The sequence below is a fragment of the Nocardiopsis xinjiangensis YIM 90004 genome (assembly GCF_000341145.1).
Lineage (GTDB): Bacteria > Actinomycetota > Actinomycetes > Streptosporangiales > Streptosporangiaceae > Nocardiopsis > Nocardiopsis xinjiangensis.
In genome coordinates this window covers 36,415-52,638 of record NZ_ANBE01000002.1, presented here as the reverse complement: position 1 = coordinate 52,638, position 16,224 = coordinate 36,415, and the positions used below count along the sequence as shown (strand labels likewise).

Genomic DNA, 16,224 nt, shown 5'->3' with positions numbered 1-16,224 from the left:
CGGCGGGCGCGCACCGAACAGGCCCTAGTGCTTGGCCGCCGTCTCCGCGCCCGCGCCGGTGAGGGCACGGACCTGGAGCATCGCGAACTTCTCGAAGTCGCGCTCCTTGGACGCGTAGGTACCGACGATCGCGCAGAGCAGACCCAGCGGAACCGACACCAGGGCCGGGTTCGGCAGCGGGAACCAGGAGAAGTCCGCGTTCGGGAACAGGGCCGTCTCCGAACCCGAGACCACCGGGGAGAAGAGCACCAGGACCACGGCGCTGACCAGACCGCCGTAGATACCCGCGAGCGCACCGGCCGTGTTGAACCTCTTCCAGAAGAGGCTGAGCAGCAGGGTAGGCAGGTTCGCGGACGCAGCCATGGCGAACGCCAACGAGACCAGGAAGGCCACGTTGAGGTTCTGGGCGAAGACCGCGAGGACGATCGCGACGATGCCGACCCCGAAAGCGGCGAACTTGGCGAACCGGACCTCTTCGGTTCCGGTGGCCTTCCCCCGGCGCAGCACCGAGTTGTAGAAGTCGTGGGCCAGGGACGAGGACGAGGCGATGACCAGACCCGCGACCGTGGACAGGATCGCCGCGAAGGCGGCGGAGGCGATGACGGCGAGCAGGACCGCGCCGGCCATCTCACCGCCGATGCTCGTGCCGACGGTCTGTGCCAGTTGCGGCGCCGCGGTGTTGCCCGCCGCGTCCTGGTTCGTGATCGCTTCGTGCCCCACCAGAGCAGCGGCACCGAAGCCCAGGACCAGGGTCAGCAGGTAGAAGACGCCGATGAGGCCGATGCCCCAGTTGACGGACTTCCGTGCGCTCTGGGAGTCCGGGACGGTGTAGAAGCGGATCAGGATGTGCGGCAGGCCCGCGGTACCCAGCACGAGCGCCATGCCCAGGCTGATGAGGTCCAGCTTGTTCCACAGCGTCTGGAGGGGATCGCCGGCCACCTCGACACCGTAGTTCAGGCCGGGCTCCAGGAAGGCCCTGCCTTCCCCGCTCGCCTGGGCGGCGTCCTCCATGAGGGCACCGAAGTTGAACCCGTAGATGGACAGGGTCAGAACGGTGAGCAGCGCGGCGCCGCCGAGGAGGATGGAGGCCTTGACGATCTGGACCCAGGTGGTGCCCTTCATGCCGCCGAAGGCGACGTAGACCGTCATGAGGAGGCCGATGACCACGATGCCGACGATCTTGGCCGTGTCGGCGTCCATGCCCAGGAAGGTCTCCCCGGGTTGGATACCGAGGAGCAAGGCGATGAGGGCGCCGGCGCCGACCATCTGCGCCAGCAGGTAGAAGATCGAGACCACGACCGTGGAGACCGCGGCGGCCGTCCGTACCGGGCGCTGGTTCATCCGGTAGGAGAGGACGTCGCCCATCGTGTAGCGGCCCGAGTTCCTCAGGAGCTCGGCGACGAGCATGAGTGCGACCAGCCAGGCCACGAGGAAGCCGATGGAATAGAGGAACCCGTCGTAGCCGAACAGGGCGATGGTCCCGGCGATCCCCAGGAAGGACGCGGCGGACATGTAGTCACTGCCGATCGCCAGCCCGTTCTGCATGGGGGAGAAGCTGCGTCCGCCGGAGTGGAAGTCGGTGGCGGAGTGGGTGTTGCGGCTCGCCCAGACGGTGATGCCCAGTGTCGCGGCGACCATGAGGACGAACAGCGCGATGGTGACGAAACGGCTGCTCTCGTTGACCGCTTCCTGTGCGAGGATCATCGGTCACCTCCGCCGTTGCCGTTCTGCAGTTCCTCACGCAGTGCGACGGCGTTCCCGTCGAGCTTCTTGCGTGCGTAGCGCGTGTAGAGGATCGCGATCCCGAACGTGGAGACGAACTGGAGGAGGCCGAACACCAGGGCGACGTTGATGTTGCCGAACAGCACCGTGCCCATGATGTCGCGGCCGAAGGCGGACATGAAGACGTACAGCACGTACCAGGCCATGAAGGCGATGCTCATCGGCACGATGAACGCGAAGAGCCGCCTCTTCAGTTCGACGAACCGCGGGTCGCCGTGCATGGCGACGTAGGCCGAGTCCGGGGCCTGCCGGCCTCCCTCGTTCGCGGGGTCCGGTGGTGCACCGGATCCGCCGCCGGCGGAGCTGTCCTCTGGCATGGTGATTCCTCCGGGGGATGGACGGGACGGGACATGGCCGCTGGGGCACGCCCTACGGGGGCCGGGCAGGGCGGGGCCCGTCATGTGAGATGCGTTACTCGGAACTGTAAGGAGCGACACTCCCCACAGGCAGGGGTGGCGCATCCACGCGCGCCGAACGCTGGAGGGAAGCGGCGAACGGACGCTCACCGTGCGGTGAACGGTCCTCTCACACGACGAACGGACGCCCGATGGTCGGGGTCGCTCCGTCCCGTTCGGCAGGGGACGCGCCGGACCGTTCGGCACGGGGCGTACAGGCCCGTTGGGCAGGCGGTACGTCGTCCCGTTCGGCAGGGGCCGTGCGGTTCCGCTCGGCGCGGGTACGCCGTTCGGTCCTGGAGGGCGTCAACGGCACCGCCCTCGCCGGCACGGTCTTTCTCGGCGAGGGGCTCAGCGGGTCCGGGGCTCTGGGCCCGCTGCTGATCGTCTCGGGCGCGGACGCCTCAAGGCCTGGGGGCGAGGCTGCCCGCGGGGAGTTCCACCCGTTCCGCGACCGAGTAGACGTTCATCGACGCCCCGCGCAGGAAACCCACCAACGTGACACCGGCCTCCTGCGCCAGCTCCGCCGCCAGGGACGAGGGCGCCGAGACCGCGGTCACCACCGGGATCCCCGCCATCCACGCCTTCTGCACCAGCTCGAAGGAGGCCCGCCCCGACAGCGCCAGCACGGTGCCGCGCAACGGAAGCGCGCCCGTGCGCTGGGCCCACCCGAGCACCTTGTCGACGGCGTTGTGCCGTCCGACGTCCTCGCGCACCACCAGCGCCCGGCCCGAGGGGTCGAAGAGCCCGGCCGCGTGCAGCCCGCCGGTGCGGTCGAAGACCCGCTGGGACTCGCGCAGCCGGTCCGGCAGGGAGGACAGCAGTGAGGTGTCCACACGCAGCGGGTCGTCGGCCACCGTCCACCGGGCCCGGGTGCGTACCGCGTCCAGGCTCGCCTTCCCGCACAGGCCGCACGAGGACGTGGTGTAGAAGTTGCGCTCCAGCGAGGTGTCCGGGGGCGGCACGTGCGCGGCCAGGGACACGTCCACGACGTTGAAGGTGTTGCGGCCCTCCTCGTCGGTGCCGGCGCAGTACCGCGTGGACAGCACGTCCTCGGTCTCGGTGATCACGCCCTCGCTGACCAGGAACCCGGCGGCCATGTCGAAGTCGTGGCCCGGCGTACGCATGGTGACCGTCAGGGGAGAACCGTCCAGCCGGATCTCCAGCGGTTCCTCCACCGCGAGGGTGTCAGGGCGTTCGTCGACCACGCCGTCCCTGATCCGCAGGACCTTCTGCCGCGCCGTGACCCGTCCCACCGACACCACCGTCCTGTGCCCGAAGTGCTCTGTTCTCGGGTCCAACGCTATCTTGACATGGGCCTTTCCGCCCCGCCTGCCCCTCCGGCCGACACGATCGGTGCTCTGTTCACGCGCGGTCGAGGATCTCCTCGACCATCCGGGCCACACCGTCCTCGGCGTGCGACGGGGCGCTCAGCAGCCCCGCGGCCGGGTCGGTCAGGGCCGGGTGGCCATTGGCCATCGCGTACCCCGCCCCCGCCCAGGTCAGCGACGACAGATCGTTGGGCATGTCCCCGAAGGCGACCACGTCCTCGGCGGCCACGTCCCATTCCCCGCACAGCAACGCCAGGGTGCTGCCCTTGTTCACACCCGCGGCGCTCATGTCCAGCAGCCCGGCCCGGCCCGCGAAAGTGATCTCGGCGAGTGAAGCGGCCGCATCCACGGCCGCGCGGTGCATCTCCTCGACCGGCACCGTCGTCGAACGCGCCACCAACTGGGTCACGGGCGCCGCGTGGGCGAGCAGGGCATCGGGGGTGTCCAGGACCCCCTGGACGTACGCGGGGCTCAGCCAGGGCTCCAGCTCGTAGGAGCGCTCGTGGAAGAAATGGGTGCCGGTCTCCACGGCGAACCCGACCTCGGGGATGGAGGCCCGCAACCGCTCCACGACCTCGGTCCCGGTGGCGCGGTCCATGGCGCGCACCAGGGGATCGGGGCGGCCGTCGACGTGTGCGACGGCGCCGTTGCCGCACACGACGGCCGAGCAGGGGAACTGTTCGGCGTAGGCGGCCGCGGTACGCAGCGGGCGCGCGGTCACCACGACTACACGCACGCCCGCGCGAGCGGCGGAGTGCAGGGCCTGGCGGTTGCGGGGGCTGATACGGCCTTCGGCGTCGAGGAGGGTGCCGTCCAGGTCGGTGGCGATGACACGGGGAAGAGGCATGTGTCGGATTATGTCCTCGCGGCCGTCATGGGGGAAGGGAGGGCCTCCCGCGGCCCGGGCGCGGTCGAGGCCGAGGGCCCGGCCCTCCCTCAGTCCGAGGGGAGCGCCTGCCGGTGCGCCGGGGGCGGCGACGGGTCCGCTTCGGCACCGCAGGGCTGTTCCCAGCGGCGCTCGTGCGGGCAGACCATGCCTTCCTCGACGATCTGCCGGGCCTCCCGCAACCGGGCCATGCGTTCCTCCAGTTCCGCGAGGTGGGAGGTGAGGAGAGCCCGACGCTCCTCCACCCGCGGGCTGTCCATGACCTCGCGGATCTGCTGCAGGCGCATCCCGGCACGCTGGGCCAGCAGGACCACCGCGACACGGTGCCGTTGCTCCTGCGTGTAACGGCGTTGCCCGCCCCGTCGGCGCGCGGGGACGAGTACTCCGACGTCCTCCCAGTGCCGCAACACGTGTGTTGCGAGGCCGTACTCGGCGGCCAGATCTCCGATGGACAGTTCGCCGCGCTGCTCCGCTCTTGACCTCATGTCCACATGAAGTTCGAGACTGGCAACGATGTCAAGGGTTGGGAGCCGGCATGGACGAACGGACCGATCGTGTGCGCGGTGAGTGGGACCGCGCGGCGGCCTTCTACGACCGGCAGGAACGGCTGCAACGCCTCCTCCTCGGACGGACCCGCGCCCGGTTGAGCGCCCGGGCACGGGGCTCGGTGCTGGAGGTGGCCGTGGGCACCGGGCACAACCTTGCCTATTATCCGGACGGGGTGGAGCTGACCGGTGTCGACCTGAGCGCGGGCATGCTCGGCCGGGCCCGGGAACGTGCGTCCCGGCTCGGGCTCCGCGTGGACCTGGTCGAGGGTGACGCCCAGGCACTGGGGTTCGCCGATGCCGCCTTCGACACGGTGGTGTGCGCCATGTCACTCTGTGTCATCCCCGGCCAGCGCCGAGCGCTCACGGAGATGCGGCGAGTGCTGCGCGAGGGCGGGTCGCTCCTGCTCGTCGACCACATCGAGTACACCCGTCGGCCCTTCCGGGGGCGGGAGTCGCGCAAGCCCCGGCCCCGCCGACTGCCCCGGGCCGTGGCCGAGGAGGTGGGTTTCACGGTCCTGGAGCACGGGCGGGTCGGCTTCGGTCTGGTGGAGTACGTGGTGGCCCGCAGGTGAACCGGGACGCGGGAGAAACACGGGCCCGGCGCGCGAGAGAGCCTCACCACTGAGCTCCTCACCTGCCGACTGCGCGCCTGAGGCCTCTGCCGCACCCGTATCCTCACTCGGGCAACGGGAGGCAAATACGCAGGGCGGCGGCCGCCGTCACGGTACGGTTGTCGTTCGAGCTGCCCCGGAAGCCAGGATTGTGGGGACCTGCCCCTTCCGGAACGGCGCACGTCTGGAGGGGACTTTGCGACGCTCCACCATCGTCAGGGCCACCAAGTGGGGGCTGGCCGGTGTGCTGGCCACCCAGGTGGCCGTGGCCGCCGCGCTCACCGGCATCAACCGCTGGCGCCGACGCGTACGCCCGAGCCGGAGTGTCTTTCCGCGCACACCCCCCGAAAAGCTGACGGTCGGCGACAACGAAGCCATGGTCTACACCTACGGCGTCGATCTCTACGACGACATGCTCACGGCGATCCGGGGCGCCCGGAAACGGGTGCTCTTCGAGTCCTACATCGTCAAGGACGACCGGGTCGGCCACCAGTTCAAACGCGCCCTCATCGACGCCGCCGAACGCGGGGTCGAGGTCTACGTCGTCTACGACGGGTTCGCGAACCTGGTCGTTCCCCGTTCCTTCTTCGACTTTCCCGACAGCGTGCACGTGCTGCGCTATCCCGCGTTCCGGCCCGGGGTGCTGCTGTTCAACATCCGCAAGTCCGGGCGCGACCACCGCAAGATCCTCACGGTCGACGGGGAGGTCGGCTTCGTCGGCGGGTACAACATCGGCCTCATGTACGCGACCGAGTGGCGCGACACCCACCTCAAGGTCTCCGGACCCGCCGTGTGGGAACTGGAGAACGCCTTCGTCGACTTCTGGAACATGAATCGCGCGGCCGGGCGGCCCGAGATCGACAACATCGGCGACGCGGAGTGGGACGCCCGGTTCCGGGTGCACCGCAACGTGCCCGAGCTCATCATCTATCCGATCCGGGCGATGTTCCTGGAGGCGATCGACCGCGCCAAGGAAAGTATCTGCATCACGCAGGCCTACTTCATCCCCGACCGGGAGCTCGTCAACGCGCTTATCACCGCAGCCCGACAGGGCGTGGACGTCAACGTGCTGGTGCCCGAACGTTCCAACCACATCATCGCCGACTGGCTGGCCCGCGGACAGTACTCGTACCTCCTGCAGGGCGGTGTGCGGCTGTGGCTTTACCAGGACGCCATGGTGCACGCCAAGACCGCGACCGTCGACGGGCGCTGGAGCACGATCGGGACCGCGAACATGGACCGGCTCAGCCTGACCGGCAACTACGAGATCAACGCCGAGATCTTCGACGAGGGTGTGGCCGAGCACCTGGAGAAGGTCTTCGACAACGACCTCTCCAACGCGCGCGAACTCACCGAGCACGAATGGCAGGGCCGGCCGGTCGCCGCCAAGTTCAGCGAGATCGTCCTCGCCCCGTGGCGGGGGATCCTCTGAGCCCGTTCAGCCTCAGCGCACGGTGCACGGTGCACGGTGCAGATTCTCCTGAGCCGCAAGAAATCTGGATGCTCAGCCACGTGAGGGGCAGAGCCCCAGCGCAGGTGCCTTGGGGTTGAGCCCTTCGTGTGGTGGAGCGACCCCCTTGGAACGGGGCTCGTGTCTGGCCTCTTCCCTCCCCTCAGCGGTCCGGGTCGAGCTTGGGCCTGCGGGCACCCGGAGGCGGTGTCAGTTTGCTGGTGAAGCCGGAGAAGAACGGGTCGGGGTCCGTTTTCCGGGGACGGGGCCCGCCCCAGTGCTGCGGTCCGGGGTGCGGTGTGCGGTGCAGCGCACCGGCGATGGCCGATGGCGACGCGCCGCCCTTCGAACGTCCGCGACTGCCGGGGTCCGTGTGCTCCCCGGATCGGTTCTCCTCCGCCATGGTTCTCCCCCATAGTTCTTGACCTGCGCTTTCCCATGATCCTGCGCAGTCGGGGGAGTTGTCATCACGACACGGCGCCGCCCGGGGTGGGACGCCGTACGCGGAAGGAACCTCAGACCTCCCGTCCGTCGCGGCTCAGGGGGCCGAAGCGGGCCACGACCGCGCCCAGGACGAAGTGTGCGGCCTGGTGCTCGTCCAGGGAGACCACGCCTGCGGGCAGGGTCACCCTGTAGGGGAGTTCGTCCTCGTGGCGGATCTCGAAGTCGTCGATGACCTCCTGACTCAGCAGCAAGGTCAGACCCTCGCGCACCCGCGCGCCCCTGGAATCCGATGCCCACATGACCATGGGGGCACAGTAGCCCGCCCTCGAAGGGCCCGGTGGCCGAACCCCCGATCGGGCCGGCGTGGCACCGTGGTCCGTCCCGGTTCCGTTCCGGGTTTGCAGGCCGGGCGCGACGGTTCTTCTGGTGGGTCCGCAAATAGGGGATCGAGTACCCGGAGAAACCAACATCGAAGTTCTCGAATCCGACACTCGCCCCCATTTCCTCAGTTGGATCGAGAAAGGAGCCGGTCGATCGTCCGACTTTGTCATGGTTCGGTCGACTCGACCGACCTGTCGTGCGTGTCCGTCTCGGGGTTCCGGTCGTGTGGGCAGGTGGCGAGCAGGGTAGGACAGCGCGAATATCACGAACCCTGCCGTATTCCGAGAAACCCCATTCTCGTTGCGAGCGCCGGAGCCGTGTGGTCTCTTTGTTCGGGGCCGGAGAGCGGGGGTTCTTCAGGGGCTTTCTTCTCGTTCCGGTTCCGCTGCACACATGCATTGACTGCGTTCGAAAATGGTGGTGTTTTCGGTGACGGAAACGGTCGGGTCGAACCCTGCGCAGCAGGACGGACAACAGCCGATGAGCCTGGGGACCTCGGCAGCACGGAATCTGACGACGACGACGAAGTCGTCCCCGCAGATGCAGGGGATCACGTCGAGGTGGCTGCTGCGCATGCTGCCGTGGGTCCAGGCGCGGGGCGGTGCCTACCGGGTGAACCGTCGCCTGGTGTACACGGTGGGCGATGGCCGTGTGACCTGTGTGAACACCGGCGCCGACGTGAGCGTGGTGCCGGCCGAACTGCGTGAACTCCCCACCCTGCGCCACTTCGGTGACGACTCGGTACTGGAGGCGCTGGCCTCCCGGTTCGAGCAGCGCGAGTTCGAGCCCGGCGAGACCATCGTGGAGGCCGGCCGCGCCCGCGACGGCGTGTACATCCTCGCGCACGGCAAGGTCAACCGCATCGGGCAGGGCAAGTACGGCGACCCCGTCGTCCTCGACGTCCTCGCCGGCGGAGCCCACTTCGGCGAGGACGTCCTGTCGGGTTCGGAGGAACCCTGGGACTTCACCGCCAAGGCGGTGACCCGGTGCACGGTGCTCACCCTCCCGCACCGGGCACTGGGCGAACTCAACGGGCAGGCCGAGACCCTGCGCGAGCACGCCCGGAATGTCCGAGACCGGCTCCACGACCCGGACGGCGGGCACGGCGAGTCCGCCATCGACCTCTCCTCCGGCCACGCGGGTGAACCCACCCTCCCCGGCACCTTCGTCGACTACGAGCGCTCACCCCGCGAGTACGAGCTGAGTGTGGCCCAGACGGTGCTGCGGGTGCACAGCCGCGTGGCCGACCTCTACAACGAACCCATGAACCAGGTGGAGCAGCAGCTCCGGTTGACCATCGAGGCCCTGCGCGAGCGCCAGGAGCACGAGATGGTCAACAACCGCGAGTTCGGGCTCCTCCACAACGCCGACCTGAGCCAGCGCATTCAGCCCCGCAGCGGTCCTCCCGGCCCGGACGACCTCGACCAGCTCCTGGCCACGGTGTGGAAGGAGCCCGGGTTCATGCTGGCCCACCCGCGCACCATCGCCGCCTTCGGACGTGAGTGCAGCCGCCGCGGCATCTACCCGCAGAGCGTCGACATGTCCGGGCACCAGGTCCCCTCCTGGCGCGGTGTGCCGATGCTTCCCTGCAACAAGATCCCCGTCACCAAGGACCGCACCAGCTCGATCCTGCTCATGCGCACCGGCGAGCAGAACCGCGGTGTCATCGGCCTGCACCAGACCGGCATCCCCGACGAGTACCAGCCGGGCCTCTCCGTGCGGTTCATGGGGATCAACGAGCAGGCGATCATCTCCTACCTGGTCAGTACCTACTACTCCGCCGCCGTCCTCGTCCCCGATGCACTCGGGGTCCTGGAGGACGTCGAGCTCGGCCGAGAGGACTGAGTAGGACCGTCGGACGACCGATGGGGCCGGGGACGCCGAGGCGGACCGGCTCCGACACCGGGGCCGGGCGGCTCGGGACAGCCCCTCGGCCCCGCAGCGCCCAGCAGGATTGGTGACTCTTCCATGACAGTGACCGAAACCGAGACGCCCGAGGCCCCAGAGGACCACAGGACCCCGCCCGCCCCGCTCAGCCTGGGGACACCGGCGGCCCGGAACCTGGCAACGACGACGAAGTCCGCGCCGCAGATGCAGGCGATCAGCCCGCGGTGGCTGCTGCGGATGCTGCCGTGGGCCGAGACGCGGGGCGGCACCTACAGGGTGAACCGCCGCCTGGTCTGCACGATCGGCGACGGCCGTGTGACCTGTGTGAACACCGGTGCCGACGTGAGTGTGGTGCCGGCCGAGCTGCACGAACTCCCGGCCCTCCGGGGCTTCGGTGACGACTCCGTGCTGGAGGGACTGGCCTCCCGGTTCGAGCAGCGCGAGTTCGAGCCCGGCGAGACCATCGTGGAAGCCGGACACGACCAGGACGGCGTGCACGTCCTCGCGCACGGCAAGGCCGACCGGATCGGCCGGGGCAAGTACGGCGACCCCGTCGTCCTCGACGTCCTGGCCGACGGGCAGTTCGTCGGCTCCGAGATCTTCGCCGAGGCCCCCGGGGCCTGGCAGAGCACCCTCCGGGCCCGCACCCCGTGCATCGTCATGACCCTGCCGCGGGAAACGGCCGAGCGCGCCGTCCGCGACTCGCCCGGGCTGCGCGCCCACGTCCGTGACCGGCTCGCCGACCCCGGCCCCCACAACAAACACGGCGAGGCCGACATCGGCCTGGCCTCGGGCCACACCGGTGAACCGGCGCTCGGGGGCACGTTCGTCGACTACGAGCGCTCACCCCGCGAGTACGAGCTGAGTGTGGCCCAGACCGTGCTGCGGGTACGCACACGGGTGGCCGACCTCTACAACGAACCCATGGACCAGGTGGAGCAGCAGCTCCGTCTCACCGTCGAGGCCCTGCGCGAGCGCCAGGAGCACGAGATGGTCAACAACCGCGACTTCGGCCTGCTCCACAACGCCGACCTGAGCCAGCGCATCCACGGCCGCGCCGGGCCACCCGCCCCCGACGACCTCGACGAACTCCTCGCACGCCGCCGCAGGACCCAGCTCCTCCTCGCCCACCCGCGCACCATCGCCGCCTTCGGACGCGAGTGCAACCGCCGCGGCCTGTACCCCGAACCCGTCGAGGTCGAAGGACGTCCGGTCACGGCGTGGCGGGGCGTACCGCTCCTGCCCTGCGACAAGATCCCGATCACCCCGGCCCGCACCTCGTCCGTCCTCGCCCTGCGTACCGGCGAGGAGGCCCACGGTGTGGTCGGCCTGCACCAGACCGGGATCCCCGACGAGTACGAGCCCGGCCTCAACGTCCGCTTCATGGGCACCAGCGCCCGGGCCGTCACCTCCTACCTGGTCAGCACCTACTACTCCGCCGCCGTCCTCGTACCCGACGCGCTGGGGGTCCTCGAGAACGTCGAAATCACCCGCTGAGGAGGAGACCCATGTCCGTCACCGAGGACACCGAACACGACCGACGGCCCGACGCGGTCCTGGACCGGGGCCGCACGCTCTTCGAACCCGCCGTCCGCGCCGCGGTCGACAGCCTCTCACCCGCCGTGCGGCCCGTCGCCGCCTACCACTTCGGCTGGTGCGACGAGAACGGGAACCCCGCGCGGGCCGACTCCGGCAAGGCGATCCGGCCCACGCTGGCGTTGCTGTCCGCGGAAGCGGTGGGCAGCGATCCCGCCTCGGCCGTGCCCGCCGCGGTCGCCGTCGAGCTGGTGCACAATTTCTCCCTGCTGCACGACGACGTCATGGACGGCGACACCACACGGCGCCACCGACCCACCGCGTGGACGGTGTTCGGGACCAACACCGCGATCCTCGCCGGCGACGCCCTGCTCACCCTGGCCCTGGACGTGCTCGCCTCCAGCCGGGGCGACGCCGCCCAGGACGGGTTGCGGATGCTCAGCGCCGCGGTGCTCGCCCTCATCAACGGCCAGAGCGCCGACCTCGACTTCGAGGAACGCCGCGACGTCGGCCTGGAGGAGTGCGTGCGCATGGCCGAAGGCAAGACCAGCGCGCTGCTCGGGAGCGCGTGTGCGATGGGCGCCGCGTTCGGCGGTGGGGGCGAACGCGTGGAGGCGTTGCGCGAGTTCGGCCGTTCCTTCGGGACCGCCTTCCAACACGCAGACGACCTCCTCGGGATCTGGGGCCACCCCGACACCACCGGCAAACCGGCCCACTCCGACCTGCGCAGCCGCAAGAAGACCTTGCCGGTGGTGGCCGCCCTGAGATCCGGCACCCCCGCAGGGCGGGAACTGGCCGACTTCTATCTGGACGACCGAGAACTCTCCGCCACCGAGATCGCCCGCGCCGCGGACCTGATCGAGGCGGCCGGGGGACGCCGGTGGAGCCGGGAACAGGCCGACACCCTGCTCGACCGGGCCCTGAGCGCCCTGCGCTCCGCAGACCTGGCCCCGCGCCCGGCCGAGGAACTCGCGGGGCTGGCCCGGTTCGCGGTCGACCGCACCCACTGATCCAGGAGACCCGAGACCACCGCCCGACCAGAACAGGCGCCCTCATGGAAGCGTTCACCCTGCCCGTCTTCTACCTGCCGCATCCGGCCAGGCTCAACCCGCACCTGGAGCGCACCCGCGGGCACAGCACCGGCTGGGCCCGCCGCATGNTCATGTGCGCCTACACCCCCCCCGACTGCGACGGACCCACGCTCGACCTCGTCACCGACTGGTACGTGTGGGTGTTCTTCTTCGACGACCACTTCCTGGAGCAGTACAAGTACTCCCGGGACTTCGCCGGCGCACAGACCTTCCTCGACCGCCTCGAGGAGTTCATGACCGAGGACGGCGCCCGCCCGCGCGAACCCGAGAACCCGGCGGAGGCGGGGCTGGCCGATCTGTGGCAGCGCACCGTCCCGTCCATGTCGGCCGACTGGCGGCGGCGCTTCACCACCAGCACCCACAACCTCATGGTCGAGTCGATGTGGGAGCTGGACAACATCGAACGCGACCGGGTGGCCAACCCGATCGAGTACATCCAGATGCGGCGCCGGGTGGGCGGCGCTCCCTGGTCGGCCAACCTCGTCGAGGTCGCCGTCGGCGCCGAACTGCCCGAGGGCCTGGCGGAGGAACGGCCCCTGCGGGTCCTGGCCGACACGTTCTCCGACGCCGTGCACCTGCGCAACGACCTGTTCTCCTACCAGCGCGAGGTCCAGGAGGAGGGGGAGAACTCCAACGCGGTACTCGTCTTCGAGCGCTTCCTCGACCGGCCCACCCAGGAGGCCGCCGAACTCGTCAACGACCTGCTGACCTCCCGGCTCGTGCAGTTCGAGGACACGGCGCTGGGCGAGGTACCCGAGCTGCTGGCCGAACGTTCCGTGGCCCCCGGCGAACAGGCCGGGGTGGCCGCCTACGTCAAGGGCCTCCAGGACTGGCAGGCCGGCGGGCACGAATGGCACGCACGCTCCGACCGGTACATGAACCAAGGGGCGGCCGCCCGGCCGGCCGGGGAGCTCGCCGGGCCCACCGGCCTGGGAACCGCGTCCGCGCGCCCGGCCTTCTCCTCGCTCGCGCCCGGGGTACGGCGGCGCGCCCGCCAACGCACCCAACCGACCCTCCGGCCCGTGGGACACCTGGACCTGCCCGACCTGTACATGCCGTTCACGTTCCGCACCAACCCGCAGATCGACGCGGCCCGCCGTTACGCCGTGGACTGGGCGCGGCGGATGGGTTTCTTCGACTCGCTTCCCGGGGTGGAGGCCGGCGGGGTGTGGAACGAGAGCCAGTTCATCGGTCTCGACCTGCCCCACTGCGCCGCCATGATCCACGCCGACGCCGGTTTCGACGAGCTGTGCATCTCCTCGGACTGGCTGGCCTGGGGCACCTACGGGGACGACTTCTTCCCCGCGGTCTTCGGGGCCACACGCAACGCCGCCGCGGCCAAGCTCTGCAACGAGCGGCTCCCGGCCTTCATGCCGTTGGACCTCGGGCCGACCCCGGAGCCGGCCAACCCGCTCGAACGCAGCCTCGCCGACCTGTGGCGGCGCACCGCCGCACCCATGGCCCCCGCGGCACGGGCCGAGTTCCGCACGGCGGTCGAGGACATGACCACGAGCTGGCTGTGGGAGCTCGACAACCAGGCCCACCACCGGGTGCCCGACCCGGTGGACTACCTGGAGATGCGCCGGCAGACCTTCGGCTCCGACATGACCCGGAGCCTGGCCAAACTCACCCGCTCGGCCGACGTGCCCGAGGAGATCTTCCGGACCCGGACCATGCGGGAGCTGGAGACCTCGGCGCAGGACTACGCGTGTTTCCTCAACGACCTGTTCTCGTACCAGAAGGAGATCGAGTTCGAGGGGGAGGTGCACAACCTCGTCCTGGTCGTGGAGAACTTCCTCGGCCTCGACCGGTTCACCGCCCGGGACGTCGTCGTCGACCTCATGCACGCCCGCATGGAGCAGTTCGAGCACATCCTCGCCCAGGACCTGCCGAGGCTCTTCGAGGACTTCGCGCTCGACGGTGACGCCCGCGACGCGCTGACCCGCGACGCCGAAGGCATGAAGGAGTGGATGGCGGGGATCCTGGAGTGGCACCGCAAGTGTGTGCGCTACACCGAGAAGGAGCAGCGCCGGCTGCGCACCCCCGGACCCCTGGGGGAGGGCGTCCCGGCCGACCACGCCTGGCGCCCGTCCGGGCTCGGCACCTCTGCGGCCCGCCTGGCGGCCGCGCTCGGGGGCGGCACCCGGAGTTGACCGGGTCCGGGCGCCGCCGCAGGACGGGTCGGCACGAGCGCACGGCCGTGGCCCTCGCGTCCCTTCCTCAGAACGGGGACAGGGCGTGGAGGGTTCCGGCCATGATCACCAGGAGCACGACGACCAAGCCACTGCCCAGGAACCGGTACCGGGCGGTTCCCCCGCGTGCGATGGCGACCGCAGCGACCGTGTACGCCGTCCAAGCCCCGGCAGCCGGGCCGAGCAGGAGGAAAACGACACCTCCTTCACGTGCGGCGGGCCAGACCCAGAGCAGACACACCAGCCCCACGAGCCAGACCGGAACGGACGCAGGGGCACGCTCCGTGGACAACGCCCTGGAGGCGATGGCCGCGGCGGTCCGGATGTTCGTCGCACAGTAGGAGATCGACAGAAGGAGGACCAGGACGGCGAGCGTGTACCGGACCGCGTCCGGTACACCGCCGAACGGCGACGTGTCCGCTGCGTAGTGGTGGACGGCGGCCAGTCCCGAGTAGACGGACGCCACGATCACGGACCCCAGGAGCACCCCCGCGACGGCGCGTCGTCCACGGCGCGCCTGTTCCGGGACACTCACGGTGACCGATTCCCAACCGACCCCGGCGAAGAAGAGCGCCGCCAACGTCAACCAGAAGCCGGAGGACGCCGATACGTCCGCCGTCAGTACATCCGGGTCCTCGGCGGCCGGTACGAGGGCGAACGCGCACCCCAGCGCCACGAGCCCGGTCAACCAACGCCGTGCCCTCGCCGCACGGGACCCGAATGCCGGACCCCGTACGGCGAGCAGCGACGCGGCCACGAGAACGCCGCAGGCCAACGTCGCTCCCAGGGCGGCGTGCGAGGCACGAAAGGGCACGAGCACGGGCAGTACGCACAACGCGGCGAACCAGGCGATCGCGGCCTGGCCGAACGTGAAAGCCGCCGCGTACACGGTGTCGACCAAGCGCCCCGCCGACGGGTGAAGGAGCCCGGAGACCGTCCCGGACAGCCGATCCGGCGGTCTGTCGATCACGACCACCGCCAAGAGCAGCGCGATCCAGGTGCCCAACACCAGATGGGTGCCCCAAGCCCAGAAGGAGGCGGGCCCCGTGTTCCCCCACACCACCGACGGCATGAGGAGCATGCCTGCCCCCAACACGCTCCCCGACAGGGACACGGCCACCGTCCACACACCGTGTGTGCCGTTGGTCCTCGGCACGGACGGTGAGCCGCCGGAAGGGCCGGCCTCTTCGACCGTCATCGTGCCGTGAGCGGGTAGCTGTAATGGAGCCACCGGGTCTTGCTCCCCGGGGCGGGCGCCTCGGGGAGGAAACGGTCGTAGAGGGCCTGTCCCGACGTGTTGTCGGGTGCGGTCTCCCAACTCATCGACGGGTACCCCCGTTCGGCGGCCTCGGCGGCCGCCGCTCGCATCAGCTCGGCCCCCACACCCTTGTCCCGCCCGCCGCGGTGGCTGGGCAGCACGTACAGGTCGTTGAGCAGGGCCACGGTCGTGGCCAGGGTGGAGGTGCGGACCCAGTACAGGGTCGTGAACCCGAGTACTCCGCTTCCGTCCCAGGCCGCCAGCTGGACGCCGAGGCCGTCATTGTCCACCAGTTCGCCGAAGAACCGGCGGTTGCGTTCTTCGTCCACCCCGCACTCGTAGAAGACCTGGTAGTCAGCGATCAGGGGAAGGACGTCTTCCAGGGTCGTCGCGGTCACTCGTTCGATGCGGTACGTCATCACGGCCTCTTCT

15 protein-coding genes are annotated in these 16,224 nt (G+C 70.0%); 6 read left to right on the top strand and 9 right to left on the bottom strand.

Annotated features, from left to right (window positions below; translation table 11 throughout):
- Positions 1-24 precede the first annotated feature (24 nt).
- The 5 genes from D473_RS0100385 to D473_RS0100365 form a co-directional block, all read right to left on the bottom strand.
- On the bottom strand, positions 25-1,704 hold the full coding sequence (locus D473_RS0100385; protein WP_017607110.1) for a solute symporter family protein: 1,680 nt from the start codon (positions 1,702-1,704) through the stop codon (positions 25-27).
- Positions 1,701-2,099: a DUF485 domain-containing protein gene (locus tag D473_RS0100380; protein WP_017607109.1), complete on the bottom strand. Its 399-nt coding sequence runs from the start codon at positions 2,097-2,099 to the stop codon at positions 1,701-1,703. The genes D473_RS0100385 and D473_RS0100380 overlap by 4 nt, the downstream gene beginning before the upstream one ends.
- Before the next feature lie 482 nt (positions 2,100-2,581).
- On the bottom strand, positions 2,582-3,433 hold the full coding sequence (fdhD, locus tag D473_RS0100375; protein ID WP_026126467.1) for a formate dehydrogenase accessory sulfurtransferase FdhD: 852 nt from the start codon (positions 3,431-3,433) through the stop codon (positions 2,582-2,584).
- A 109-nt stretch (positions 3,434-3,542) separates the two neighbouring features.
- Positions 3,543-4,355, bottom strand: a complete 813-nt coding sequence (locus D473_RS0100370) for an HAD family hydrolase (RefSeq protein WP_017607107.1) — start codon at positions 4,353-4,355, stop codon at positions 3,543-3,545.
- 89 nt (positions 4,356-4,444) lie between these two features.
- The gene (locus tag D473_RS0100365) at positions 4,445-4,879 is read right to left on the bottom strand and encodes a MerR family transcriptional regulator (RefSeq protein WP_033352351.1); all 435 of its coding nucleotides are present in this window, start codon (positions 4,877-4,879) and stop codon (positions 4,445-4,447) included.
- A gap of 50 nt (positions 4,880-4,929) precedes the next feature.
- On the opposite strand from D473_RS0100365, the gene D473_RS0100360 reads away from it, so the two are divergent.
- The gene (locus tag D473_RS0100360; protein WP_017607105.1) at positions 4,930-5,514 is read left to right on the top strand and encodes a class I SAM-dependent methyltransferase; all 585 of its coding nucleotides are present in this window, start codon (positions 4,930-4,932) and stop codon (positions 5,512-5,514) included.
- Positions 5,515-5,749: 235 nt separating this feature from the next.
- A complete protein-coding gene (locus tag D473_RS0100355; protein WP_017607104.1) occupies positions 5,750-6,985 on the top strand; it encodes a phospholipase D-like domain-containing protein in 1,236 nt (411 codons plus the stop codon).
- 181 nt (positions 6,986-7,166) lie between these two features.
- Here D473_RS0100355 and D473_RS26180 read toward each other — a convergent pair whose 3' ends face one another.
- Complete coding sequence (locus D473_RS26180) at positions 7,167-7,406, bottom strand: hypothetical protein (RefSeq protein ID WP_017607103.1); 240 nt, start codon at positions 7,404-7,406, stop codon at positions 7,167-7,169.
- 112 nt (positions 7,407-7,518) lie between these two features.
- Positions 7,519-7,752 (bottom strand): hypothetical protein, encoded by a 234-nt coding sequence (locus D473_RS0100350; protein ID WP_017607102.1) that lies wholly within the window; start codon positions 7,750-7,752, stop codon positions 7,519-7,521.
- A 505-nt stretch (positions 7,753-8,257) separates the two neighbouring features.
- Between D473_RS0100350 and D473_RS0100345 the strand changes: the two genes are divergently transcribed.
- The 4 genes from D473_RS0100345 to D473_RS0100330 all read left to right on the top strand — a co-directional run bounded on the left by D473_RS0100345 (position 8,258) and on the right by D473_RS0100330 (position 14,495).
- The gene (locus tag D473_RS0100345) at positions 8,258-9,673 is read left to right on the top strand and encodes a family 2B encapsulin nanocompartment shell protein (RefSeq protein WP_394296753.1); all 1,416 of its coding nucleotides are present in this window, start codon (positions 8,258-8,260) and stop codon (positions 9,671-9,673) included.
- A 123-nt stretch (positions 9,674-9,796) separates the two neighbouring features.
- Positions 9,797-11,212, top strand: coding sequence for a family 2B encapsulin nanocompartment shell protein (locus D473_RS0100340; protein ID WP_193373231.1), 1,416 nt, complete (start codon positions 9,797-9,799; stop codon positions 11,210-11,212).
- 11 nt (positions 11,213-11,223) lie between these two features.
- Positions 11,224-12,261 (top strand): family 2 encapsulin nanocompartment cargo protein polyprenyl transferase, encoded by a 1,038-nt coding sequence (locus D473_RS0100335; protein ID WP_017607099.1) that lies wholly within the window; start codon positions 11,224-11,226, stop codon positions 12,259-12,261.
- 44 nt (positions 12,262-12,305) lie between these two features.
- Positions 12,306-14,495 (top strand): terpene synthase family protein, encoded by a 2,190-nt coding sequence (locus D473_RS0100330; protein ID WP_017607098.1) that lies wholly within the window; start codon positions 12,306-12,308, stop codon positions 14,493-14,495.
- 67 nt (positions 14,496-14,562) lie between these two features.
- Here D473_RS0100330 and D473_RS0100325 read toward each other — a convergent pair whose 3' ends face one another.
- The gene (locus D473_RS0100325; protein WP_017607097.1) at positions 14,563-15,732 is read right to left on the bottom strand and encodes an APC family permease; all 1,170 of its coding nucleotides are present in this window, start codon (positions 15,730-15,732) and stop codon (positions 14,563-14,565) included.
- A complete protein-coding gene (locus tag D473_RS0100320) occupies positions 15,729-16,211 on the bottom strand; it encodes a GNAT family N-acetyltransferase (protein ID WP_017607096.1) in 483 nt (160 codons plus the stop codon). The genes D473_RS0100325 and D473_RS0100320 overlap by 4 nt, the downstream gene beginning before the upstream one ends.
- Positions 16,212-16,224 lie beyond the last annotated feature (13 nt).